18 protein-coding genes are annotated in these 21192 nt (G+C 64.3%); 5 read left to right on the top strand and 13 right to left on the bottom strand.

From position 1 onward, the window contains the following. Positions 1 to 47 precede the first annotated feature (47 nt). The 3 genes from panE to V1279_RS35295 form a co-directional block, all read right to left on the bottom strand. Positions 48 to 968: a 2-dehydropantoate 2-reductase gene (panE, locus tag V1279_RS35305; protein ID WP_334445389.1), complete on the bottom strand. Its 921-nt coding sequence runs from the start codon at positions 966 to 968 to the stop codon at positions 48 to 50. A 153-nt stretch (positions 969 to 1121) separates the two neighbouring features. Beyond that, positions 1122 to 1754 (bottom strand): 2-hydroxychromene-2-carboxylate isomerase, encoded by a 633-nt coding sequence (locus V1279_RS35300; RefSeq protein WP_334445388.1) that lies wholly within the window; start codon positions 1752 to 1754, stop codon positions 1122 to 1124. Between the two features lie 112 nt (positions 1755 to 1866). Next, positions 1867 to 2475: a DUF2239 family protein gene (locus tag V1279_RS35295; RefSeq protein WP_334445387.1), complete on the bottom strand. Its 609-nt coding sequence runs from the start codon at positions 2473 to 2475 to the stop codon at positions 1867 to 1869. Between the two features lie 149 nt (positions 2476 to 2624). Here V1279_RS35295 and V1279_RS35290 point away from each other — a divergent pair, with 149 nt between their 5' ends. Continuing rightward, positions 2625 to 3290: a glutathione S-transferase family protein gene (locus V1279_RS35290; RefSeq protein WP_334445386.1), complete on the top strand. Its 666-nt coding sequence runs from the start codon at positions 2625 to 2627 to the stop codon at positions 3288 to 3290. Positions 3291 to 3318: 28 nt separating this feature from the next. Here the strand turns inward: V1279_RS35290 and V1279_RS35285 are convergent, their stop codons facing one another. Both V1279_RS35285 and ggt read right to left on the bottom strand, forming a co-directional pair. After that, complete coding sequence (locus V1279_RS35285) at positions 3319 to 4215, bottom strand: SDR family oxidoreductase (protein WP_334445385.1); 897 nt, start codon at positions 4213 to 4215, stop codon at positions 3319 to 3321. Between the two features lie 100 nt (positions 4216 to 4315). After that, on the bottom strand, positions 4316 to 6058 hold the full coding sequence (gene ggt, locus V1279_RS35280; RefSeq protein WP_334445384.1) for a gamma-glutamyltransferase: 1743 nt from the start codon (positions 6056 to 6058) through the stop codon (positions 4316 to 4318). A gap of 128 nt (positions 6059 to 6186) precedes the next feature. On the opposite strand from ggt, the gene V1279_RS35275 reads away from it, so the two are divergent. Next, positions 6187 to 7572, top strand: coding sequence for an MFS transporter (locus V1279_RS35275; protein WP_334445383.1), 1386 nt, complete (start codon positions 6187 to 6189; stop codon positions 7570 to 7572). A 457-nt stretch (positions 7573 to 8029) separates the two neighbouring features. On the opposite strand, the gene purH is transcribed toward V1279_RS35275, so the two are convergent. The 3 genes from purH to V1279_RS35260 form a co-directional block, all read right to left on the bottom strand. Continuing rightward, complete coding sequence (gene purH, locus V1279_RS35270; RefSeq protein WP_334445382.1) at positions 8030 to 9622, bottom strand: bifunctional phosphoribosylaminoimidazolecarboxamide formyltransferase/IMP cyclohydrolase; 1593 nt, start codon at positions 9620 to 9622, stop codon at positions 8030 to 8032. 241 nt (positions 9623 to 9863) lie between these two features. After that, a complete protein-coding gene (locus V1279_RS35265) occupies positions 9864 to 11579 on the bottom strand; it encodes a heparinase II/III family protein (protein ID WP_334445381.1) in 1716 nt (571 codons plus the stop codon). A gap of 160 nt (positions 11580 to 11739) precedes the next feature. Then, a complete protein-coding gene (locus tag V1279_RS35260; RefSeq protein ID WP_334445380.1) occupies positions 11740 to 13089 on the bottom strand; it encodes an RsmB/NOP family class I SAM-dependent RNA methyltransferase in 1350 nt (449 codons plus the stop codon). A gap of 158 nt (positions 13090 to 13247) precedes the next feature. Here V1279_RS35260 and V1279_RS35255 point away from each other — a divergent pair, with 158 nt between their 5' ends. Both V1279_RS35255 and V1279_RS35250 read left to right on the top strand, forming a co-directional pair. Beyond that, the gene (locus V1279_RS35255; protein ID WP_334445379.1) at positions 13248 to 13457 is read left to right on the top strand and encodes a DUF1674 domain-containing protein; all 210 of its coding nucleotides are present in this window, start codon (positions 13248 to 13250) and stop codon (positions 13455 to 13457) included. 74 nt (positions 13458 to 13531) lie between these two features. Then, on the top strand, positions 13532 to 14131 hold the full coding sequence (locus tag V1279_RS35250; protein ID WP_334445378.1) for a thermonuclease family protein: 600 nt from the start codon (positions 13532 to 13534) through the stop codon (positions 14129 to 14131). Between the two features lie 47 nt (positions 14132 to 14178). Here V1279_RS35250 and V1279_RS35245 read toward each other — a convergent pair whose 3' ends face one another. Together V1279_RS35245 and acs are read right to left on the bottom strand one after the other, a co-directional pair. Further along, complete coding sequence (locus V1279_RS35245) at positions 14179 to 14691, bottom strand: L,D-transpeptidase (protein ID WP_334445377.1); 513 nt, start codon at positions 14689 to 14691, stop codon at positions 14179 to 14181. Positions 14692 to 15046: 355 nt separating this feature from the next. Beyond that, positions 15047 to 16999 carry an acetate--CoA ligase gene (gene acs, locus V1279_RS35240; protein ID WP_334445376.1) on the bottom strand — a complete coding sequence of 651 codons (1953 nt, stop codon included), beginning with the start codon at positions 16997 to 16999 and terminating at the stop codon, positions 15047 to 15049. 372 nt (positions 17000 to 17371) lie between these two features. Between acs and V1279_RS35235 the strand changes: the two genes are divergently transcribed. Beyond that, on the top strand, positions 17372 to 18544 hold the full coding sequence (locus V1279_RS35235; RefSeq protein WP_334445375.1) for a DNA topoisomerase IB: 1173 nt from the start codon (positions 17372 to 17374) through the stop codon (positions 18542 to 18544). Between the two features lie 97 nt (positions 18545 to 18641). On the opposite strand, the gene V1279_RS35230 is transcribed toward V1279_RS35235, so the two are convergent. The 3 genes from V1279_RS35230 to tsaD are packed head-to-tail and all read right to left on the bottom strand — an operon-like array spanning position 18642 to position 21113. Beyond that, positions 18642 to 19055 (bottom strand): EVE domain-containing protein, encoded by a 414-nt coding sequence (locus V1279_RS35230; RefSeq protein WP_334445374.1) that lies wholly within the window; start codon positions 19053 to 19055, stop codon positions 18642 to 18644. A gap of 2 nt (positions 19056 to 19057) precedes the next feature. Further along, the gene (locus V1279_RS35225; protein ID WP_334445373.1) at positions 19058 to 20038 is read right to left on the bottom strand and encodes an NAD(P)H-dependent glycerol-3-phosphate dehydrogenase; all 981 of its coding nucleotides are present in this window, start codon (positions 20036 to 20038) and stop codon (positions 19058 to 19060) included. 1 nt (position 20039) lies between these two features. Next, positions 20040 to 21113 carry a tRNA (adenosine(37)-N6)-threonylcarbamoyltransferase complex transferase subunit TsaD gene (gene tsaD / locus V1279_RS35220; RefSeq protein ID WP_334446719.1) on the bottom strand — a complete coding sequence of 358 codons (1074 nt, stop codon included), beginning with the start codon at positions 21111 to 21113 and terminating at the stop codon, positions 20040 to 20042. Positions 21114 to 21192 lie beyond the last annotated feature (79 nt).

Genomic DNA, 21192 nt, shown 5'->3' with positions numbered 1-21192 from the left:
CGAATATCCCCGGATTACGCTGCGCTTCATCCGGGCTACGGGTCCAACTACCCCCGCTGTTTCTCGTACGCCTTGAGATGGATGTAAGCGATGCGCAGCTTCGGCACCGGAATCTTCGCGGCGTCGGCGCGCACGACGAGATCGCCGACCACATGGTCAGCCTCGACTGGCAGGCCTGCTTTGATGTCGCGGAACATCGAGGCGGTCATCGGCGAGCCCTCGGTTGTCAACAGGCCGCTGGTGCGCTGGAAGAACGGGCCGGTCGGCTCGTAACCCGACGCCTTTGCAATCGCGCTGCATTCATCGAGCATGCCGAGCAGAAAATCCTTGCCGCCGGCGACCGCCAGGATGTTGCCGACCGAAGTTCGCATCAGAGAGGTCGACGCCGCGAGCGAAGCGAGGAAAACCCACTTCTCCCACATGTCTTGCATGATGTGCTCACTGGCCACGGCGCCGAACTTGCCGCTCTCGAACACTTTCGCAATCGCACGCACCCGCTCCGACATAGCGCCGTCGCGTTCGCCGAAACTGAGCGACTGCATCGGCGCGAGCTGGACCACCTCGCGGGCGTCGTTGAGCGTCACCGCGATCGCGCAGAGGCCGCCGAGCACGCGGTCAGCTCCGAACTTCTCGTCCAGCACGTTGAGGTGCAGCATGCCATTGAGTAACGGGATGATCGCCGTTTTCGGCCCGACCGCGGGGGCAAAAGACTTGATCGCGTCTTCCAGGTCGAACGCCTTGCAGCTCAGCAGCACGACGTCGAATGTCTCGGCGAGCCTGTCGGCCTGCACCGTCGGCGGGCTCTTGAGCGCCACGTCGCCGGCGGGACTCTTGATGACGAGGCCTGCACTTGCGAGTTCGGAAGCGCGCTTCGGCCGGACCATGAACGTCACGTCGTTTCCTGCCTGAAGCAGCCTGCCGCCGAAATAGCCGCCGATGGCGCCGGCGCCGACCACGAGAATACGCATGCGATAGCTTCCTTTTGTTATTGGTCTTGGAACGGGCGAATGGCGAGTAGGGAACGGCGAATAGGAAGGCCGCGCGTCATCCTGCCACTCGCTATTCGCTATTCACCATTCGCTTATTTACCACTTCTCGCCAAACAGTCGAACTAGGAGTGGCTATTTTCCCGAGACCATTTCCTCGACTTCGCGAAGTTGCTCCTTGCCGAAAAACATTTCCTTGCCGACGAAGAACGTCGGCGAGCCGAATGCGCCGCGCTCGACGGCGGATTGGGTGTTCTCGATCAGCCTGGCCTTTACATCGGCGTCCTGCGAGCGCGCCAGCAGTTTTGCTGCATCGAGGCCGGACGCGGCCAGCGCCTTGGCCGCGACTTCGGGGTCATCCATTTTCTTCGGCTCCACCCACATGTGATGAAACGCCGCCTCGACATATTTCTCGAACACGCCTTCGAACTGGGCCGCCACCGCCGCACGCATCAGGTTCAGCGTGTTTACCGGAAAGAACGGGTTCCAGACATAGGGCTTGACCCCAAAGCGTTTCAGGAAGCGCTCGGTCTCCAGCGCATAGAATTCGCGCTTGTTCCTGATGCCGGCGAGCGTTTCGGCGGGCGACTTGTTGTTGGTGGCCTTGAAGATGCCGCCGAGCAGGATCGGCACATATTCGAACTTCACCCCGGTACGCTTTTCGATCGCCGGAATCGCTTCGTGGCTAAGGAACGCATTAGGGCTGCCGAAATCGAACAAGAATTGCGGATTTGAACTCACGGCAGTCTCCCTGATGTTTTGGCGCATTGTGGCGCAAGGTAGGCGGCGCGTCCACGGTATTATGACGATCGTAATATCGTGGGAATGCGCGACTTGCCCGACGTCACACGAGCCGCTGAATCGGTCGGCGACGCCGCGCCTATGGCTCGGCGCGATCGCTGAAGGCGAGCTTGACGACGTGATCGCGGATATCGTCGGGCCAGCTGGCGACGAGACCGACGAATCGCCGCCGGTCATCGGCGAACAACGCCCGCGACGCTTCCTCGAAGCCGGCAAAGTTGCCGGCCATCACGGACATGAAGCGATAGGCGGCATCCCTTGCTGCTCGGGCGCGATCCGCATCGCCATTGGCGCGGCGCGCCTCGTCCACGAGCTTGCGCAACGCGACTGATGCGCCGCCGGGCTGCGACCCCAGCCATTCCCAATGGCGCGGCAGCAACGTCACCTCGCGCGCGACGACGCCGAGCTTGGGGCGCCCGCGCCCGCGCGGCTCCGCTGCCGCGGTCTTTTCAGTCGCGGCTTCCGGACCCGGGGCCGGTTCTGGCAAACGGGCAATGACATCGCGTTCGGTGCCGCGAAGATCGAGATCGATCGGCTGGCCGGTGGCGTCAGCGAATATGATGATCGGCGGCGCCGCGGGTCTCCGCGAGACATTCATGACGGCAATCGCGACCTCGGCGAGCGGGCCGTTCGCCAGGCGTTGCGGGCCCATGAAGGCCGTGAACTGGGGGCGGGTATTGTCAACCATTGGAGATAACTCTGGATTTCGACAGCCTATATTTACCCGGGTAAATTAGATTGTCAATATCACCCGGGTAAATGCTACGCTGCTCTTCAGGCCGTCTCGACTTTCCGTTCCCTGGCTGGCACCAACGGCCGCCAATTGAAGGGAACGCCATGCTCACGGTTCATCATCTCAACAATTCCCGCTCGCAGCGCGTGCTGTGGCTGCTCGAAGAGCTCGGCGTCGACTACGAGATCGTCCGCTATCAGCGCCAGCCGGACATGCGGGCGCCAAAGGATCTGCGCGCCATCCACCCGCTCGGCAAATCGCCCGTCATTACCGACAACGGCAACACCATCGCCGAGTCCGGCGCGATCTGCGAATACATCATCGGTACCTATGGCAACGGCCGCCTGATCCCGCCGCCGAACACGCCGGAGCGTCTGTGTTACACCTATTGGCTGCACTATGCCGAGGGCTCGGCGATGTCGCCGCTGCTCTTGAAGCTGTTGTTCACGCTGATGCCGAAGCGCGCGCCGGCCCTGCTGCGCCCGCTGGTGCGCAAGGTCTCCAACACGGCGCTGACCACGCTGGTCAATCCGCAGCTCAAGCAGCACATGGATTACTGGGAGGGCGAACTGGCAAAAGGCGAATGGTTCGCCGGCAGCGAGTTCACCGGCGCCGACATCCAGATGAGCTTTCCGCTGGAGGCGGCCGCGGCGCGCGGCGGGTTGGAGCAGGGCCACCCCAAAGCGATGGCGTTTCTCGAACGTATTCACGCCCGCCCGGCCTATGTGCGCGCGCTGGAAAAGGGCGGGCCGTATGTGGTCGGGCGGTGACGGCATCGTCGTTCCGGGGCGCGACCCTCTAACGCGACGTCTGCGCGGCGCCCACCGAGGGCAGCGCCTGCACGGTGACGCCGGGTGGCGGCACGTCGTCGTCGGGGACGAAGAAATCCGACATCAACGGCACCGAGCGATCGACGCGGTAGTGTTCGAAATCCCTGACGCCGCTGGCGTACAGCACCTTGTCGTCGATGCAGAACTGTCCGGTGAACTCCCGCGCCGGCCTGGTCAGGATCGCGTGTGCGGCATCGCCCATGATCTCGGGCGTGCGGCTGGCGCGCATCATGGCCTCGCCGCCGAGCAGGTTGCCGACCGCGGCGGTGGCGATGGTGGTACGCGGCCACAGCGCGTTGACCGCGACGCCGGCGGATTTCAATTCGCCAGATAGCCCCAGCACGCACATGCTCATGCCGAACTTCGCCATCGTGTAGGCGGTGGAATGCTCGAACCATTTTGCCTTCATGTCGAGCGGCGGTGACAGCATCAATATGTGCGGGTTGGCCGCCTTCTTCAGATGCGGGATGCAATATTTCGACACCATGAAGGTGCCGCGGGTGTTGATCCCCATCATCAGATCGAACCGCTTCATGTCGGTTCCCTGCGAATTGGTTAGGCTGATGGCGCTGGCGTTGTTGATGCAGATGTCGATACCGCCGAATTCGGCGACGGTCTGCTCGATCGCCGCGATTACCTGCGCCTCGTCGCGGATGTCGCACAGCACCGGCAGCGCCTTGCCGCCGGCGGCGCGAATTTCCTCCGCCGCGGTGTAGATGGTGCCTTTGAGTTTCGGATGCGGCTCCGCGGTCTTGGCCGCAATCGCGACATTGGCGCCGTCACGCGCGGCACGTAATGCGATGGCCAGCCCGATGCCGCGGCTGGCGCCGGATACGAACAGCGTCTTGCCTTTGAGGGATGTCATGATGAGAGACTCCAGTTAGGGACGCGCAGGGGGAGGGAATGACCGAGCAAGACTTAAGCTTATGCCCGCATCAAGCAAATCGGCAATCCGTCGCGGTCCCTCACTGCCCCACCGCGGCCGCCCCCCTGGTGCGCGGATCGGGGGCGCCGAGCAGGCCGTTTGGCGTGACGGCGATCGAATTGACCGAGGTCTGGCCGAGCGGCTCGATCACCTTGTGACCTTTCGCCTTCAACTCGGCCAACACCTCGTCGGAAAAGCCGCGTTCCACACGCACTTCGTCGGGCAACCATTGATGATGCACCCGTGGGGCCGCCACGGCGGCGGCGACGTCCATCTTGTAGTCGAGCACGTCGATCACGACTTGCAGCACCGCCGAGATGATCCGGCTGCCGCCGGGCGAGCCCGTGACCAGCACCGGCTTGCCATCCTTGAGCACGATGGTCGGCGACATCGACGATAATGGCCGCTTGCCCGGGCCAGGCAGATTGGCTTCGAAACCGACCAGGCCAAAGGCGTTCGATGCGCCGGGTGCCGCGGTAAAATCGTCGAGCTCGTTGTTGAGCAGCACGCCGGTGCCCTCAGCGACCAGACCGACGCCATAGGGAAAATTCAGCGTGTAGGTATTGCTCACCGCATTGCCGCTGGAATCGACGACCGAATAATGCGTGGTGTTGCTGCCCTCACGCGGGCTCACCGCCAACACATCGGCCGCCGGTGTTGCGCGCGCAAGGTCGATGCCGGCGCGTTGCCGGACCGCATACTCCTTGGTGATCAGCACATTGACCGGCGCATTGACGAAGGCGGGATCGCCGAGATAGCGCGCGCGGTCGGCGTAAGCGCGCTTCATGGCCTCGATCATGACATGCAGCGAAGGCGCGGAGCCTTGCTTCATCTCGGGCATCGGAAACCCTTCGATAATGTTCAGCGACTGCAGCAGCACCGTGCCGCCGGAGGAGGGCAGCGGCATCGACACGATGTCGTAGCCGCGATAATTGCCGCGCACCGGGCTGCGGATCACCGCAGAATAGGATTTGAGATCGTCCACCGTCATGAGGCCGCCGGCATCGCGGACGGCCTTTGCCAGCCGTTCGGCGACCGGCCCCTCATAAAATCCGCGCTCTCCCTGATCGGCGATGTCAGACAGTGTTGCCGCTAGATCTGCCTGGATCAGCCTGTCGCCCTCCCGCAGCGACGTGCCGTCGCTGCGGGAGAACGCTTTCGCCGAATTCGGCCAGCGTGCCATGCGGCGGTACATATCCGACAGCGTGTCGGCCATGTCGTCGGCGACCACAAAACCGTCGCGCGCCAGTTCGATGGAGGGTTTCAGGATTTGCGCGAGTGTGAAACGGCCGGAGCCATATTTCTCCAGCGCCACTGCCAGCCCCGCTACCGTGCCGGGCACGCCGATACCAAGTGCGGAATTGCGCGACTTGTCGGTATCGGGTTTGCCGTCCGGCCCAAGAAAAATATCGCGCGTGATCGCCGCCGGCGCGGTCTCGCGATAATCGATGGCGACATCCTCGTTGCGGCCGGCCGAGTGAATCACCATGAAGCCGCCGCCGCCGATGTTTCCGGCGCGCGGGTAGGTGACGGCAAGCGCAAAGCCGGTGGCGACCGCGGCATCGACCGCGTTGCCGCCCTGCTTGAGGATATCGGCGCCGATCTGCGCGGCGAGCCTTTCCTGCGCCACCACCATGCCATGCTCGGCTGCAATGGCGCGAACGGTGGAGAGATCGGGGGGCGCGTAAGAGCGGCGTTCCTGCGCAAAGGCCGTCGCCCCGCAGGCAAACGCAAGTACGAATGTGGCAGCTACTCGGCGCCACCGGATTGAAAAGACCGCCATCGAAAATCCGCCGCAGTTGGAGCCTGTGTGACGCCTGGCAACAGCCCCCAGCGCCGGTGACGCATGCTATATGGGTTTGGATTCAACGGGCAAAACGCATCGAGACACTTTTGAAGGAAATTCCTCACATGACGGTGATCGCTTCCGAGGCAGCCGGCGCCGAAATACCGCGGGAATATCCGCGCCGCGCCGCCGTCATCAGCTGGATATTCTTCGATTGGGCCGCGCAGCCTTATTTCACGCTGATCACCACGTTTGTATTTGCGCCCTATTTCGCAGGCTTCGTCGCGCCGGATCCGGCGCGGGGGCAGGCGCTGTGGGGATTTGCCACCGCCGCCGCCGGCCTGATGATCGCGCTGCTGTCGCCGGTATTGGGTGCGATTGCCGACGCCAGCGGCCGCCGCAAGCCGTGGATCGCCGGCTTCGGCTCGCTGCTGGTGATCGGCGCCTGCCTGATGTGGTTCGGAAAGCCCGGTGACCCCAGCGTCATCGCGCCGCTGCTGCTCGCCTATGCAATCGCGAGCGTCGGCGTCGAATTCGCCACCGTCTTTAATAACGCGATGATGCCGACGCTGGTGCCGCCGGATCGAATCGGGCGATTGTCCGGCACCGGATGGGCCACCGGCTATATCGGCGGCATCCTCAGCCTCATCCTGGTGCTCGGCTTTCTGGCGGCGAATCCCGACACCGGGCGCACGCTTTTCGGCCTGGCGCCGCTGTTCGGTCTCGATCCCGTATCCCACCAGGGCGATCGCATCACCGGCCCGCTGACCGGCATCTGGTTCATCATCTTCGTGTTGCCGATGTTTCTGCTGACGCCGGATTACCCGGCCAAGCGCCCGATCCGCGAGGCGTTGCGCGAAGGATTGAGCGGGCTGAAGCGAACGCTCGGCGAATTGCCGAAGCAGAAATCGGTGGCGACATTCCTGCTTGCCAACATGATCTATACCGACGGGCTGGTGTCGTTGTTTGCCTTCGGCGGCATCTACGCCGCCGGCACTTTCGGCTGGCATACGATCCAGATCGGGACGTTTGGAATTCTGCTGGCCATCGCCGGCACCTTCGGGGCATGGCTCGGCGGCAGGCTCGACGACAAGCTCGGATCCAAGCGCGTCATCGCCGGCAGCCTGCTGATCCTTCTGTTCGCGCTCGGTGCGATTCTGCTGGTCGACAAGGACTCGATCCTGTTCGTGAAGGTCGCGCCGCCGGTGCCGGGCGGCCCGCTGTTCTCCGGCGCCGCCGAGCGTGCCTATCTCGTGCTCGGATGCCTGATCGGCGCGGCCGGCGGCCCGCTGCAGGCAGCGTCGCGAACGCTGCTGATACGCCTCGCACCGAAGGATCGTATCGCGCAGTACTTTGGATTGTTCGCGCTGACCGGCAAGGTCACGTCGTTCATCGGCCCGCTCCTGATCGGCGCGGTCACCGCTGTTACCGCGAGCCAGAAGGCCGGCATGGCGTTGCTGGTGGTGTTCTTCGTGGCAGGCCTGGCGCTGCTGGCGCGGGTGAGGGAGTAGTCTCTCAACGTGTCGTCCCGGCCTTGCGCCGGGACCCATACCGCGTGATCTTGCGATTTTGCGCTGGAGTCAGTTGCGCCATCGTCGATTATGGTCTCTGCGCTCGTCGCCCCTGCGAACGCAGGGGCCATGCGGCGCGGACCGCGCAATGGGCAGGACGGAAGCCGGCTTTGCTTCAGCAATCTACGCTGGTCGTTGGTTAACACAGGGCGTCTGCGACCGCGCCTCACCGATGGATCACGCGGTATGGGTCCCTGCGTTCGCACTAGGGCATCTACACATCTTCTGGAGTCTTCTCAAAGAGTTACCGCGAGAATGCCGAGAAATCGCACGTCAGCGCTAGGCTAGACGCAAGAAATTCGGTCGCAGGTTAACAACCAAGTCCTTGATCTTGAGTCAGTTTTTCGACTCGAAAGATGTGTAGATACGCTAGTGCGTTCGCAGGGACGACGAGGGCTCAATGCCTGAAATGCCGCACGCCCGTGAACACCATGGCGATGCCATGCTCGTCCGCCGCCTTGATCACTTCCTCATCGCGGATCGAGCCGCCGGGCTGGATGACGGCGGTGGCGCCGGCTTCGATGCAGGCCAGCATGCCATCGGCGAACGGGAAGAACGCGTCGGAAGCTACGACCGAGCCCTTGGTCAGCGGTTCGGCGAGCTTCGCGTCGGCCGCGGCATCCTGCGCCTTGCGCGCGGCAATGCGCGCGGAATCGACCCGGCTCATCTGGCCGGCGCCGATGCCGACGGTGGCGAGATCCTTGGCGTAGATGATGGTGTTCGACTTGACGTGCTTGGCGATGCGGAACGCGAATTTGAGATCGCGCAGCTCTGCGTCGGTCGGCGCGCGTTTGGTCACGATCTTGAGCGTGATGTCGTCGACGACAGCATTGTCGCGGCTCTGCACCAGGAGGCCACCCGCGACGGTCTTTGCCGTGAGGCCCGGCGCGCGCGGGTCGGGCAGGCTGTCGGCGAGGAGAAGCCGGAGGTTCTTCCGCTTCGCGATGATCGCGATGGCCTCTTCCGTCGCGTCAGGCGCAATGATGACTTCGGTCAAGATTTCCGTGATGACGCGCGCGGCTTCGGCGTCGAGCGTGCGATTGACGGCGATGATGCCGCCATAGGGCGATTGCGTATCGCAGGCGAACGCCTTGCGATACGCGCTGACCAAGTCGGGACCTTCAGCGACGCCGCAGGGATTGGCATGCTTGACAATGACGCAAGCCGCGGTGCGCTTCGGATCGAATTCGCCGATGCATTCATAGGCCGCATCGGTATCGTTGATGTTGTTGTAGGACAGTTCCTTGCCCTGCAACTGTCGCGCGGTGGCGACGCCCGGCCGCTTGTCAGGCGTGCGATAGAATGCGGCGGTCTGGTGCGGGTTCTCGCCGTAGCGCAGCGACTGGATCAGCCGACCGCCGAAGGTGCGGTAATCCGGAGCGTCGTTCTTGAGCTGAAGGGCGAACCAGTTCGAGATCGCGGCGTCGTAGGCGGCGGTGCGGGCATAGGCCTTGGCTGCGAGGCGGCGGCGCAGCGAAAGCGTCGTTGCGCCCTTGTTGGCGGCGAGTTCGTCGAGCACGGCCTGATAGTCCTGAGCCTCGACGACGACGGCGACGTCATCGTGATTTTTTGCCGCCGCCCGGATCATCGCAGGACCGCCGATATCGATATTCTCGATGCAGTCTTCATAGCCCGCGCCTTTGTCGACGGTTTCCTCGAACGGATAGAGATTGACCACCAGCAGATCGATCGGCGTGATGCCGTGCGCTTTCATTGCGTCGGCATGTTCCTTGTTGTCGCGGATCGCGAGCAGGCCGCCATGCACCTTGGGATGCAGCGTCTTGACCCGGCCATCCATCATTTCGGGGAAGCCCGTCAGCTCCGAGACGTCCTTGACCTGTAACCCAGCCGCCGCGATCGCCTTGGCGGTGCCGCCCGTGGAGACGAGCTCGACGCCATGTCCAGCGAGCGCCTTGGCAAATTCGATCAGGCCGGTCTTGTCGGAAACGGACAATAGAGCGCGGGTTACACGGCGCGGATGGTCGGTCATGGCTTAGTCCTGTGTGGAAAGGCCGCCGGGTAGCACGGTTTTGCGGGACATGAAACCGCCGTCGACGTCGATTTCCGCCGAAATTGAAGGGATCGTCATGGCCGGGGCATAGCCGTCCGAAAGGACGGCGTCGCTTCCGCTCGCCTATGCCCGGCCATCCACGTCTCACTGATTCACCGGGGCCAAGACGTGGATGCCCGGGACAAGCCCGGGCATGACGAAATAGCGATGTCTGATACTCCTATAGCGGCAACTCCGGCTCGCGGCGCGCATTGCGCCGGGCACTGGTGCCGGCCGCCGACGTACTCGAGCGCACAAAGCTCCAGCGGACCGAGGAGGCGTGGCGGGAATCCTGCCGGATCACGATCTGGGCGGTGCGGCGGGGGCCGTCATTGCCGGCCAGGAACACGCTGTCCTCGAGGTCGACCTTGTCGTCGAGCGCCTCGAAGGTCCAGACGTCGCGGTTGGGCAATACCAGCATCGCGCCGCGTGCGTCGCTGAGGCGGCTTGCCTTCACCGCGGGATGCAGATGAAAGCGCAGGGCAAAATCGGTTTCGGCGCCCTTGATGCGCGCTCCCGGCGCCGGCGAGATGGTGTCCTCGCCGTCGAGTCTGCCGCCGTCTTGAGAGATCATCAACACCCTGCGGTGCAGGACGCCGAAGCGCGCGAGGTAGCCGTCATGTGACGTGGTCAGGAGATCGCCGTCGGCCATGGCCTCGCGGTAGCTTTCCACATTGGCCGGGCCGCTGAAGACGGGCGCGCCCTGCAGCAGGCGCTTCATCGCGGACAATTCGATGAACTGGCACGAGGACGTGTCGTGATAGGTCAGGGTCGAATGCGCCGCGGTGCTGCGCGCAAAGCTGCGCCAGTTGTCGCGGCCGGTCGAGGGCATGCCGCAATTGACGACGATCCGGCTCGGTCCGGAAGACAATTCGAACGAGAGGCAACCGGCATGCGCTTCCTGGCTGACATTCGGCGGCGGCGGCGGCCCGCTGTCCATGATGACGGTCGTCGTGCCAGCATCGAGGCGCTGGAAGCCGGTATGCGGCATGTTCGACATCGGCACGCCGTGGGTGTCGTCATAGGCGAGCAGCGTCGCCACCAGGTCCGAAGGCGCGTTGCTCATGCCGTTGAACAGCGCAAAACTGCCGTCGCCGTGACGGAAGAAGCGCAGCATCGGCATCATGCGGTCGATCGCATTCAACAGCGCCGGCGGCGGCGCGATGTTGCGGGCGGCAAATGTCTGCCGCAGCGGCAGCAGGTCGCTGAGCAATTCGACCAGCGCGCCGGGATTGCGCGAGATGTGCCCGCCGTCCGGCATGATCTGCCGCTGCAATTCGTCGGAAAGCCGTCGCGTGGCGGAACGGATGTGACGCGCCTGATTGGCCAGGCACAGCGAGGCGTAGCAAAGCGCCATCAGGACCTGCAGCCGCGGCACGCCGTCGGCGATGTCGAGCATCGCATAGCGCAAGTAGCGAATCTCGCGGGTCAGCCCGCGCAGATATTTGCGATAGAATTTTCCGTCGGTGTCGCCGAGCACCAGCGGCGCCTGCGACAACAGCGAGATCACGCGGCGCGCCAGCACGTCGGGGCGGCGCTCGAGCGGCCGCTTGCGCGCCGGATTCGAGATCCAGTCGTCGACCAGCGAGCGGGCATTGGCGCGGGTCAGCGCGGTATCGGCGGCGCGCAGGTGGCGCAGCCAGCCGAAGCCGAGCAGGGCGACTTCCCAATCTTCCGACGGCGGCTCGAGGTCGAAGATCGAGCGGCCGTGGCAGGTTACGATCTTGCCGGCGAACACGAAGCGGCCGGCATAGATCTCGGCGGCGCGGGTGGCGTCGGCGGTGCGCAGATCATGCGGCGCGATGATCAGCCGGTCGGCGCGGCCGGGCCACAGCCGCGACACCGCCACCGTTGCGCCGGTCGCACGCGCGATCACGGTCCGCGCCGAGCGGCTCATGATAAGCGTCGAGATGCGTCTGCGTTGAGCGACCGACACGCCGTGCCTTGCTTAGGGAGGGAGGGGTATTCTGGCGAATCCTTTTAATCCGGAAACGCCGGGATGACACCATCTTGAAAACCGGCGAATCACCCCCGGGTCGGCGAATTGCAGTTTAAAATCAGGATTTAACCAGCCGCGCGGCGTAAAATCCATCCAGCCCGCCGAGCCGGGGATCGGTATGGGGCAAATGGCAGGGCAGGGTCCGTAAATCGCCGTTTGCGGTCACGATCTCGCTGAGGCCGGCGACTTCGTCGGCTTCGACCGGCACGCGGCGCATGCCGGATTCGGTGGCCAACAGGGACGCAATGGCTTGCTCGCCTTCCTCCGGCTCCAGCGAACAGGTGCAATAGACCAGCGTTCCGCCCGGCTTGAGCAGCGCGACCGCCCGTTGCAGCAACCGCTTCTGCAACGCTGTCAGTGCGGCAATATCAGCCTCCTGCCGCAGCCAGGCCACGTCGGGGTGACGCCTTATGGTGCCGGTGGAGGTGCAGGGCGCGTCCACCAGCACGCCGTCAAAGCCTCCATCGCCGCCGCCCGGCCACTCAGCGGCATCGGTCACCACGTCGTCGGCCCGCAGCGAAAGCCGCGCCAGATTGTCGCGCAGCCGTGCCATGCGCGCCGGCGAGCGGTCGACCGCGGTCACGCGCGCGCCGGCTAGTGCCAGTTGTGCGGTTTTGCCGCCGGGCGCGGCGCAGAGGTCGACAATGGTCTTGCCGCCGACGTCGCCGAACAACCGTGCCGGCAGCGCGGCGGCGGCGTCCTGCACCCACCAATGCCCCTCGGTGAAACCGGGCAGCATGGTCACCGAACCCTGCAGCAAGGTGCGCACGGTGCCGGTCGGCAACGTTTCACCGTGCAGGCGGCTCGCCCATTGCGCCGCGTCTGATTTCACGGTGATGTCGAGCGACGGTTCATAGCCGATGGCGAGCGCCATCTCGCGCGCCGTGGTCTCGCCATACGCGCCGATCCAGCGCGCCAACAGCCACGGCGGAATATCCAGGTTCTGCGGTTTGACTTCGTCGATCAGCGGTTGCCCCTCGCGGGCGCAACGGCGCAGCACCGCGTTGACGAGGCCGGCATATTTCGCGGCGCGGCGGTCCGATTGCACCAGCCGCACCGAGAGATCGACGGCGGCATGATCGGGCACATCCATCCAGAGAATCTGCGCGGCGCCGATCAGCAGCGCGCTTTGCGCGCGCGGCGCATCCGTCGGGACGCCGCGATCGAGCAGGCGCGACAACAAATGGCCGAGCGTGCCGAGCCGCCGCAGAATCGTCGCCACCAGCCGCCGCATCAATGCGCGGTCACGATCGGCCAGCGTCTTCAGGCCGGGATGCGCGCCGACGCCGTCGAGTTGCTCGTCGAGGGTGCGATGCTTGTGCAGCACGCCGTCGAGAATATCAGCCGCGATCCGTCGCGCCGCGAGGCCGGGCACTTCGGAAGGTACTGCGAATCTGGAAGGTGGCATGAATCAGCAATGTCTCGGAAAGCGGAAAGGTTCTGGCTCATGCCATTGGAATGAAACCCGTTTGGCATGCGAATATGCCAAATGTAAGAATCGCCACAGACAATTTCACGATTGTGATGTCATCTGTGCGCCCATCCCTGTGCTATGGGAGAATCGCGATGACCGATAGTCCCTCATCTCCCGCGCAAACCGCGGAACGCAAGAAGCTGACGCCCGCCGCCGAGCGCGCGCTCGCCGAGGCCGAAGCCCGTCGCAGGGCCGCCGAGGCCAGCGCCACGCCGCAGCAGAAGGAGTTTCAGGGCCCGAAGGGTCCGGAACCGACCCGATATGGCGATTGGGAGCGCAAGGGCATCGCGTCGGACTTTTGAGGCCCAAGGGATAGTAAAAGGGATAGCAATGGGCTCTTGCCGGATGCCCCGACTCAGGCCCTTAGTCCCGGAATATGCCCCCATACGAAAGAATAAATGCTTATCGGCCCCCGCGCCGGGGTCCCTGGCGCCGCTGGTTTTCGGCGGCCCTGCCGTGGGCGTTCGTGTTTTGCGTGGCGGCGGGGACGATGCTGCCGGTGCGGGACTGGGTGCGCTGGCCCTGGTCGCATTCCCTCGACAGTCAGGCGGCGCGCGATGCCGAGACCATCTGGAAGCGCGCCGGAAGTCCGGACACGCGTCACGCCGTCGACGTCATCCGCACCATCGATGGCGACACCTTTGAGGCGCGGGTTCACCTGTCGCCGGGCCTCGATCCGACCACGCGCATACGCCTGCGCGGCATCGACGCGCCCGAGTTGAAGGCATCGTGCCCGCAGGAGCTGCAGATGGCCGAGGCAGCTACGGGCGCGTTGCGCGCATTGCTTGGCGAAGGCGACGTCCGGATCTTCAATATCGGGCCGGACAAATATGCCGGCCGCGTCGTCGCCGATGTTGTAACCGGGCGCACGGGAAATGTTTCGACGGCGATGCTCGCTGCTGGTCATGCCCGCAGCTACGGCGGCGGCCATCGCAACGGCTGGTGTGCGAATGCGGGCCAAACGCTGCCCAAATAAAAAGCCGCGCAATCGCGCGGCTTTTTACATTCAATCTCATCGGTCGATCAGCGCATGACCGTCACGGTCGTTCCGACCGGTACGCGTTGATAGAGATCGGAGATGTCGTCGTTGAGCATCCGGATACAACCATAGGATACGAAGCCGCCGACCGAGCCCGGCACGTTGGTGCCGTGAATGGCATACTCGCCGCCGGCGAGCGTCATCGCCGCGACGCCCATCGGGTTGCGTGGCGAGCCGCCGGGAATGACGTCGGGCATTCCAGGCTTGTCGCGCCTGACTGCGCTCGGCGGCGACCAGGCCGGATTGAGATACTTGCCGTCGATCTTCGTGGTGCCGGACCACTGCTTGCCGGCCTTGCCGACGCCGACCGGATAGCGCATGGCGCGGCCGGATTCGAGAATGAGATAGAGCCGTCGCTCGTGGGTCTTCACCACGATCGTGCCCGGCGCGTAATCGCCGCTGATGTCGACCAGTTCCGGCCGCGCCTGCGCCGCCGACGACATAACGATGCCCGCCCCGATGGTGGCGGCCAACGCCACCGCAATCCTGATCGACATTCCCAGCTCCACTCTGCCCGCCCCGTTCAGGGCCCTCAAATGTCCTTTCAAGCCTTGGCGTTTCAAACCCTGGCGTTTGAAGCCCTGGCGGCCCGCTGTCTCGCCCGTGCATTTTTAGTTTAGTCGCGCGAATTAACCGGCTGGTTTCGATACCGGCCCTCAAAACTGTTTTCGACGGGGGGAACAATGAAAATGTTCGAAATAAAGTAAATGACTTGAAAACAACACATGGCAGCGAAAAGCCCGCCGGAGCGGGCTCGCCACTGACAACCGCGTGAGCGCGACAGACATTGCCGCCAAATTCGGCAGCTGCCCTGTCCCGGGTCCCCGGGACGAGAGGCCTGCTCTGGTGGCCTTACGCCGGCGCACCCTTCTTGTTCTGCCGGTTGTGCACGAGATCCTCGACCACGGCGGGATCGGCGAGCGTCGACGTGTCGCCGAGGCTGGACGGCTCGTCCTCGGCGATCTTGCGCAGGATGCGGCGCATGATCTTGCCGGAGCGGGTTTTTGGCAGGCCCGGCGCGAACTGGATCTGGTCGGGCGAGGCGATCGGGCCGATGTCCTTGCGCACCCAGGCGACCAGCTCTTTCCGCAACTCCTCGGTCGGTTCGGTACCGGTCATCAGGGTCACATAGGCGTAGATGCCCTGGCCCTTGATGTCGTGGGGATAGCCGACCACGGCCGCTTCCGACACCTTGGCATGCGCGACCAGCGAGCTTTCGACCTCGGCCGTGCCCATGCGATGGCCGGAGACGTTGATGACGTCGTCGACGCGGCCGGTAATCCAGTAATAACCGTCGGCGTCCCTGCGGCAGCCGTCGCCGGTAAAGTACTTGCCCTTGTAGGTCGAGAAATAGGTCTGCTCGAAACGGGCGTGATCGCCATAGACTGTGCGCATCATCCCCGGCCAGGACTTGATGAGGCAGAGATTGCCGGATGTTTCGCCTTCCAGCACCTTGCCGTCGGCATCGACGATCTCAGGCACCACGCCGAAGAACGGCCGCGTCGCCGAGCCCGGCTTCAACTTCGTGGCACCCGGCAGCGGCGTAATCAGGATACCGCCGGTCTCGGTCTGCCACCAGGTATCGACGATCGGGCAACGCTGGTCGCCGACCACGCGGTAGTACCATTCCCAAGCTTCCGGATTGATCGGCTCGCCGACGGTGCCGAGCAGACGCAGGCTCTTGCGCGAGGTCTTCTTCACCGGCTCGTCGCCGCTCTGCATCAGCGCGCGGATCGCGGTCGGTGCGGTGTAGAAGATGTTGACGTTGTGCTTGTCGATGACGTTCCAGAACCTGGAATTATCAGGGTAGTTCGGCACGCCCTCGAACATCAGCGTGGTGGCGCCGTTGGCGAGCGGTCCGTAGACGATGTAGCTGTGGCCGGTGACCCAGCCGACGTCGGCGGTGCACCAGAAGATGTCGCCATCGTGATAGTCGAACACATATTGATGCGTCATCGCCGCGTAGACGAGATAGCCGCCGGAGGTGTGCAGCACGCCCTTGGGCTGGCCGGTCGAACCCGACGTGTAGAGAATGAACAGCGGATCTTCCGCGTGCATATGCTCGGCCGGGCATTCCGTGGTCACCACCTTGGCGGCGTCGTGGTACCAGAAATCGCGCGACGGATTCATGTCGACGGCAGCCCCGGTGCGCTTGACCACGATCACCCAGTCGACGCCGCCGGCCTTTTCGATCGCCGCATCGACATTGGCTTTCAGCGGCACCTTCTTGCCGCCGCGCAGCCCCTCGTCGGCGGTGATGATGACCTTGGACTGGCAGTCGGTGATCCGCTGCGCCAGGCTGTCCGGCGAGAAGCCGGCGAACACTACCGAATGAATGGCGCCGATCCGCGCGCAGGCCAGCATCGCATAGGCAGCTTCCGGGATCATCGGCAGATAGATGGTGACGCGGTCGCCCTTCTTGACGTTTCGGGTGCGCAGGATGTTCGCCATCTTGCAGACTTCGTCGTGCAATTGGCGATAGGTGATGTGCCTGGACTGCGAGGGATCATCGCCCTCCCAGATGATCGCGGTCTGCTCGCCGCGCTTCTCGAGATGCCGGTCGATGCAGTTCCAGGCGACGTTCAGGACGCCATCCTCGAACCATTTGATCGAGATATTGCCGGGGGCGAAGGAGACGTTCTCGACCTTGTGAGGGGCCTTCATCCAGTCGATGCGCTTGGCCTGTTCGGCCCAGAATCCGTTGGGATCGCTGACCGAACGGGCATACATCTCGCGGTACTTGGTGTCGTCGATAAAGGCGCGCTTGGCCCAATCCGCGGACACGTCGTAAATTTTCTCGGACATCTTGACCCTCCCACTCATTGCGGCGCCGCATACGCTGATGGGCGCGAGCCGTCCTGATTGTTGCAACGATTATGCGTCGCGGGACGATGCCCGGACAAGGCGGAAACGTCTGCAACCTTGGTCGTTCGTCCGGCCGCCGGCCTTGTTCCTGATCAAGAGCCGACATTTTCAGGTTTTGGTGGAGCCCAAAATCAACGTTATCGCCGGAATGGCTCCCATGATCGGTATCTAATAACCGTTAATGACGGAATCGGGACTCGCAAAGCGGTTCATTACCCCCTAAATGGCCTCCCCGGGGCCGGACGGCCCTCCGGAACCAAGCCACAACAACAGGCATTGCCGGCAGACAGGTGGAGCAAGGCGATAACGGTCATGATGGATCAGCAGAGTTTCGAGGCTACGCGGCCCGTTTCCGCCGATCCCGCCGTTGCATTGGCCGAAGCCCTCGGGCAACTGCCCAAGGTAACCGTCAAGGCGCCACTCAAGCCGGCCGCGGCAAAGCCGCACATCGTCGCCAAGACCTCCGTCGAAGAGCTGGCCCAGGAACTCGGCCTCAGGCTCGGCGACCAGACCGGCCTGACCATTCGCCGCATCAAGCGCGGAAAAATATATTCATTCGTTCGCGCCAACGGCACGCAGATCCGTCACGTCGGCACCATCCGCCGTCTGCATTCGATGGCAGTGCCGCCGGCCTATCGCGATGTGCGCTATTCGGTCGATCCGAACTCGCATCTGCAGGCCGTCGGCATCGACGCGGCCGGGCGGCTGCAGTACCGCTACCATGTCGATTGGGAAAAGGTCCGCGAGCAGCGCAAGGCGCATCGCCTGGCGCGGCTGGTGGCGGCGTTGCCAAAAATCCGCCGCAACGTCTCGGCGCATCTGTCCGGTGACGAGCCGACGCGGGAGTTCGCACTCTCGGCGGTCATTGAGCTGATTGCCCGCACTGCGATCCGGCCGGGCAATGAATCCTATGCCCGCCTTAACGGCACCCGCGGCGCCACCACGCTGCTGAAGTCCAACGTCATGCTGGAAGACGACAGCCTCGTCCTGACCTTCAAGGCCAAGGGCGGCAAGGCCGTGCGCAAGGAATGCGACGCCGCAAAACTGGTGCGCGCCATCGGCATCCTGCGCACCGTGCCGGGCAAGCGCATGTTCCAGTATCGCGACAATTCCGGCACCGTCCGCACGGTCTCGACCACGACCGTGAACGGGTTCCTGCGCGAGATCGCCGGCATCAAGATTTCGCTGAAGGATTTCCGCACCCTCATGGCCTCCGCTGTGGTGCTGGAATCGCTGTCGCGGATTACGCCCGCAGCAAGTGAGCGCGGCCGCAAGAAGCAGGTGCTGGACGCGGTGCGCGCCGCGGCGGATGAGCTATCGAACACGCCCGCGATCTGCCGCAAGAGCTACGTCCACGACACCATCGTCACCGCGTTCGAGGACGGCATTCTCGAGCGTTTTGCCGCGACGATGAAGGGCTACCGGACGCAAGCCAAGCGCGAGGCGCTGCTGGCGCAGGTGGTGACGGCAGCGGCGGCGGTGTAAGGCCTCCCGTCATGCGCGGGCTTGACCCACGCATCCATCCAAAAAGATTCTTTTGAGATGATGGATTGCCGGGTCAAGCCCAGCAATGACAAGTGGGCTACAGCCCGCCCATCTTGCAGACCATCTTCCACTCTTCCGCCGTCACCGGCTGCACCGACAGCCGCGAATATTTCACCAGCGCCATGTCGCCGAGCTTCTTGTCGGCCTTGATCGCGGCCATCGTCACCGGTGTCTTCAACGGCTTGTCCGCCTTGATGTCGACGCAGACGAATTTGCCGGTTTTGTCGGAAGGATCGGGATAGGCCTCTTTGATAACCTCCGCGATGCCGACGATCTCCTTGCCCTCGTTGGAATGATAGAAAAAGGCCTTGTCGCCCTTCTTCATGTTCACGAGGTTCTGCCGAGCGGTGAAATTGCGCACGCCGGTCCAGGCTTCGCCCTTTGCTCCCTTGGCAACCTGCTGGTCCCATGACCAGCTTGAAGGTTCGGATTTCACCAGCCAGTACGCCATCGTCATTCCTCCGCCTTGAACGGCCGCGTCAGCAGGCCTTCGATCGCGGCGTCGATCGTCACCTTGCCGCTCAGGATCGCTGCGACCGCATTTGATACCGGCATATCGACGTTTTGCGAAGCGGCCAGTTCGATCAGGACCGGCGCGGTGAACTCGCCCTCCGCGAGCCTGTCGCGGTTCGGCGCTTCGCCGCGGCCGAGCGCGATGCCGAAAGCAAAGTTGCGCGATTGCAGGCTTGAGCAGCTCAGGATCAGGTCGCCGAGGCCGGAAAGACCCGCCAGGGTTTCGCCGCGTGCGCCGCAGGCGCGGCCGAGCCGGGCGAGTTCGCTGAAACCTCGTGTCGTGAGCGCCGCCAGCGCCGAGGCGCCGAGCTGCCGGCCGACGACGATCCCGGCCGCGATCGCCAGCACGTTCTTGGCCGCGCCGCCGATCTCGACGCCGCGGACATCCGTGGTGTGATAGGGCCGGAAGGTTGACGAGCCCAGCGCTTGCACCAGATCGCTCGCCAGCCTTTCATCCCGTGCGGCAAGCGTCACGGCGGTTGGAAGGCCTCGCGCCACGTCGTCGGCGAAATTCGGTCCCGACAGGATCGCAGGAATTGCATCCGGTATGGTCTCAGTGATGACCTCGGTCATGAACCGATGGGTGCCGCGCTCGATGCCCTTGGCACAGGCGACGACGGGTGTCGCAGGCTTGAGGTGCGGCGCGAGCGTCGTCGCGGCTTCGCGCAAATTTTGTGCAGGCGTCGCAAGCAGGATGATGTCCGCGCGCGCCGCTGCAGCGATGTCGGCAGTGACGCCGATAGCCCCGTCAAGGCTCACGCCGGGCAGCTTTGGATTCTTTCGCGTCGTCTGCATCTGCGCGGCGCTTTCGGCGTTTCGCGCATACAGCACCACTTCGCGGCCGGCCCGCACCGCGGCGCATGCGAGCGCGGTGCCGTATGCGCCCCCGCCGATCACCGCTACCGAATTAAGGGACGCCATGTCAGAATCCTGCGCGTGTGTTGGCGAAGCCCGCCGGCGCGGTCGCGTTGGCGTCGAGCAGCCAGCGCGCGCGGGGCGGCGCATCCATCGTATCGGTCAGCCCGAGCGCCATCCGTTCCGCGCCGGCCCAGGCGATCATCGCGCCGTTGTCGGTGCACAGCGCCGGCGGCGGAATGATCAGCGTGGTCTGCGCTTTGGCGGCGACGTCCTGCAACGCACCGCGGATGGCGTGATTGGCCGCAACGCCGCCGGCCGCGACCAGTGCGCGGGGCGGGCCGAACTGTTCATGAAACAGGCGCAGGCCCACGCTCAGCCGGTCCGCCGTCGATTCCAGCACCGCGGCCTGGAAGCCGGCGCAGAGATCGCTGACGTCCTGCGGTTCCAGCGGCGTCATGCGGCTGGCTTCGTTGCGAACCGCCGTCTTCAATCCCGACAGCGAGAAATTCGCATCCGGCCGCCCGAGCATCGGCCGCGGAAAGGCGAACCGTTTGGCGTCGCCGCGCACCGCGGCGCGCTCGACCTCCGGTCCGCCGGGGTAGGGCAGCGACAGCATCTTTGCGACCTTGTCGAACGCTTCGCCCATCGCGTCGTCGACGGTGGTGCCGAGCCGTACATATTTGCCGACGCCGACCACGGCCACGATCTGGGTGTGCCCGCCGGACGCAAGGAACAGGCAATAGGGAAAGGCGAGCGCGCAGGTCAGTCGCGGCGTCAGCGCGTGGGCCTCGAGATGATTGACCGCGATCAGCGGCGTGTCATGCACCATCGCGATGGCCTTGGCGGTGGTGAGGCCGACGATCACGCCGCCAATCAGGCCGGGGCCGGCGGCGGCCGCCACCGCCGAGAGTTGCGCGAAACCGACATTCGCGCCCTTCATCGCTTGCCCGACGATGCCATCGAGCAGGTCGACATGGGCGCGCGCCGCGATCTCCGGGACCACGCCGCCGAAACGGGCGTGCTCCGAGGTCTGCGAGCGCACGATATTGGACAGAATCTTGCCGCTGCCGTCGCGCTGGCGTTCCACCACGGCCGCCGCGGTTTCATCGCAGGTGGTCTCGATACCCAGCACCAGCATCGGCGTGTCGTTGTCCAATTTGATCCCTTATTTGAACCCTTGCGCTGTCGCAAAAAACAACGCTTCCGTAACCGGGTAG

The organism is Bradyrhizobium sp. AZCC 1610 (assembly GCF_036924515.1).
GTDB lineage: Bacteria > Pseudomonadota > Alphaproteobacteria > Rhizobiales > Xanthobacteraceae > Bradyrhizobium.
The sequence above is the reverse complement of the archived record's forward strand: the minus strand, read 5'-3'. Positions and strand labels throughout refer to the sequence as shown.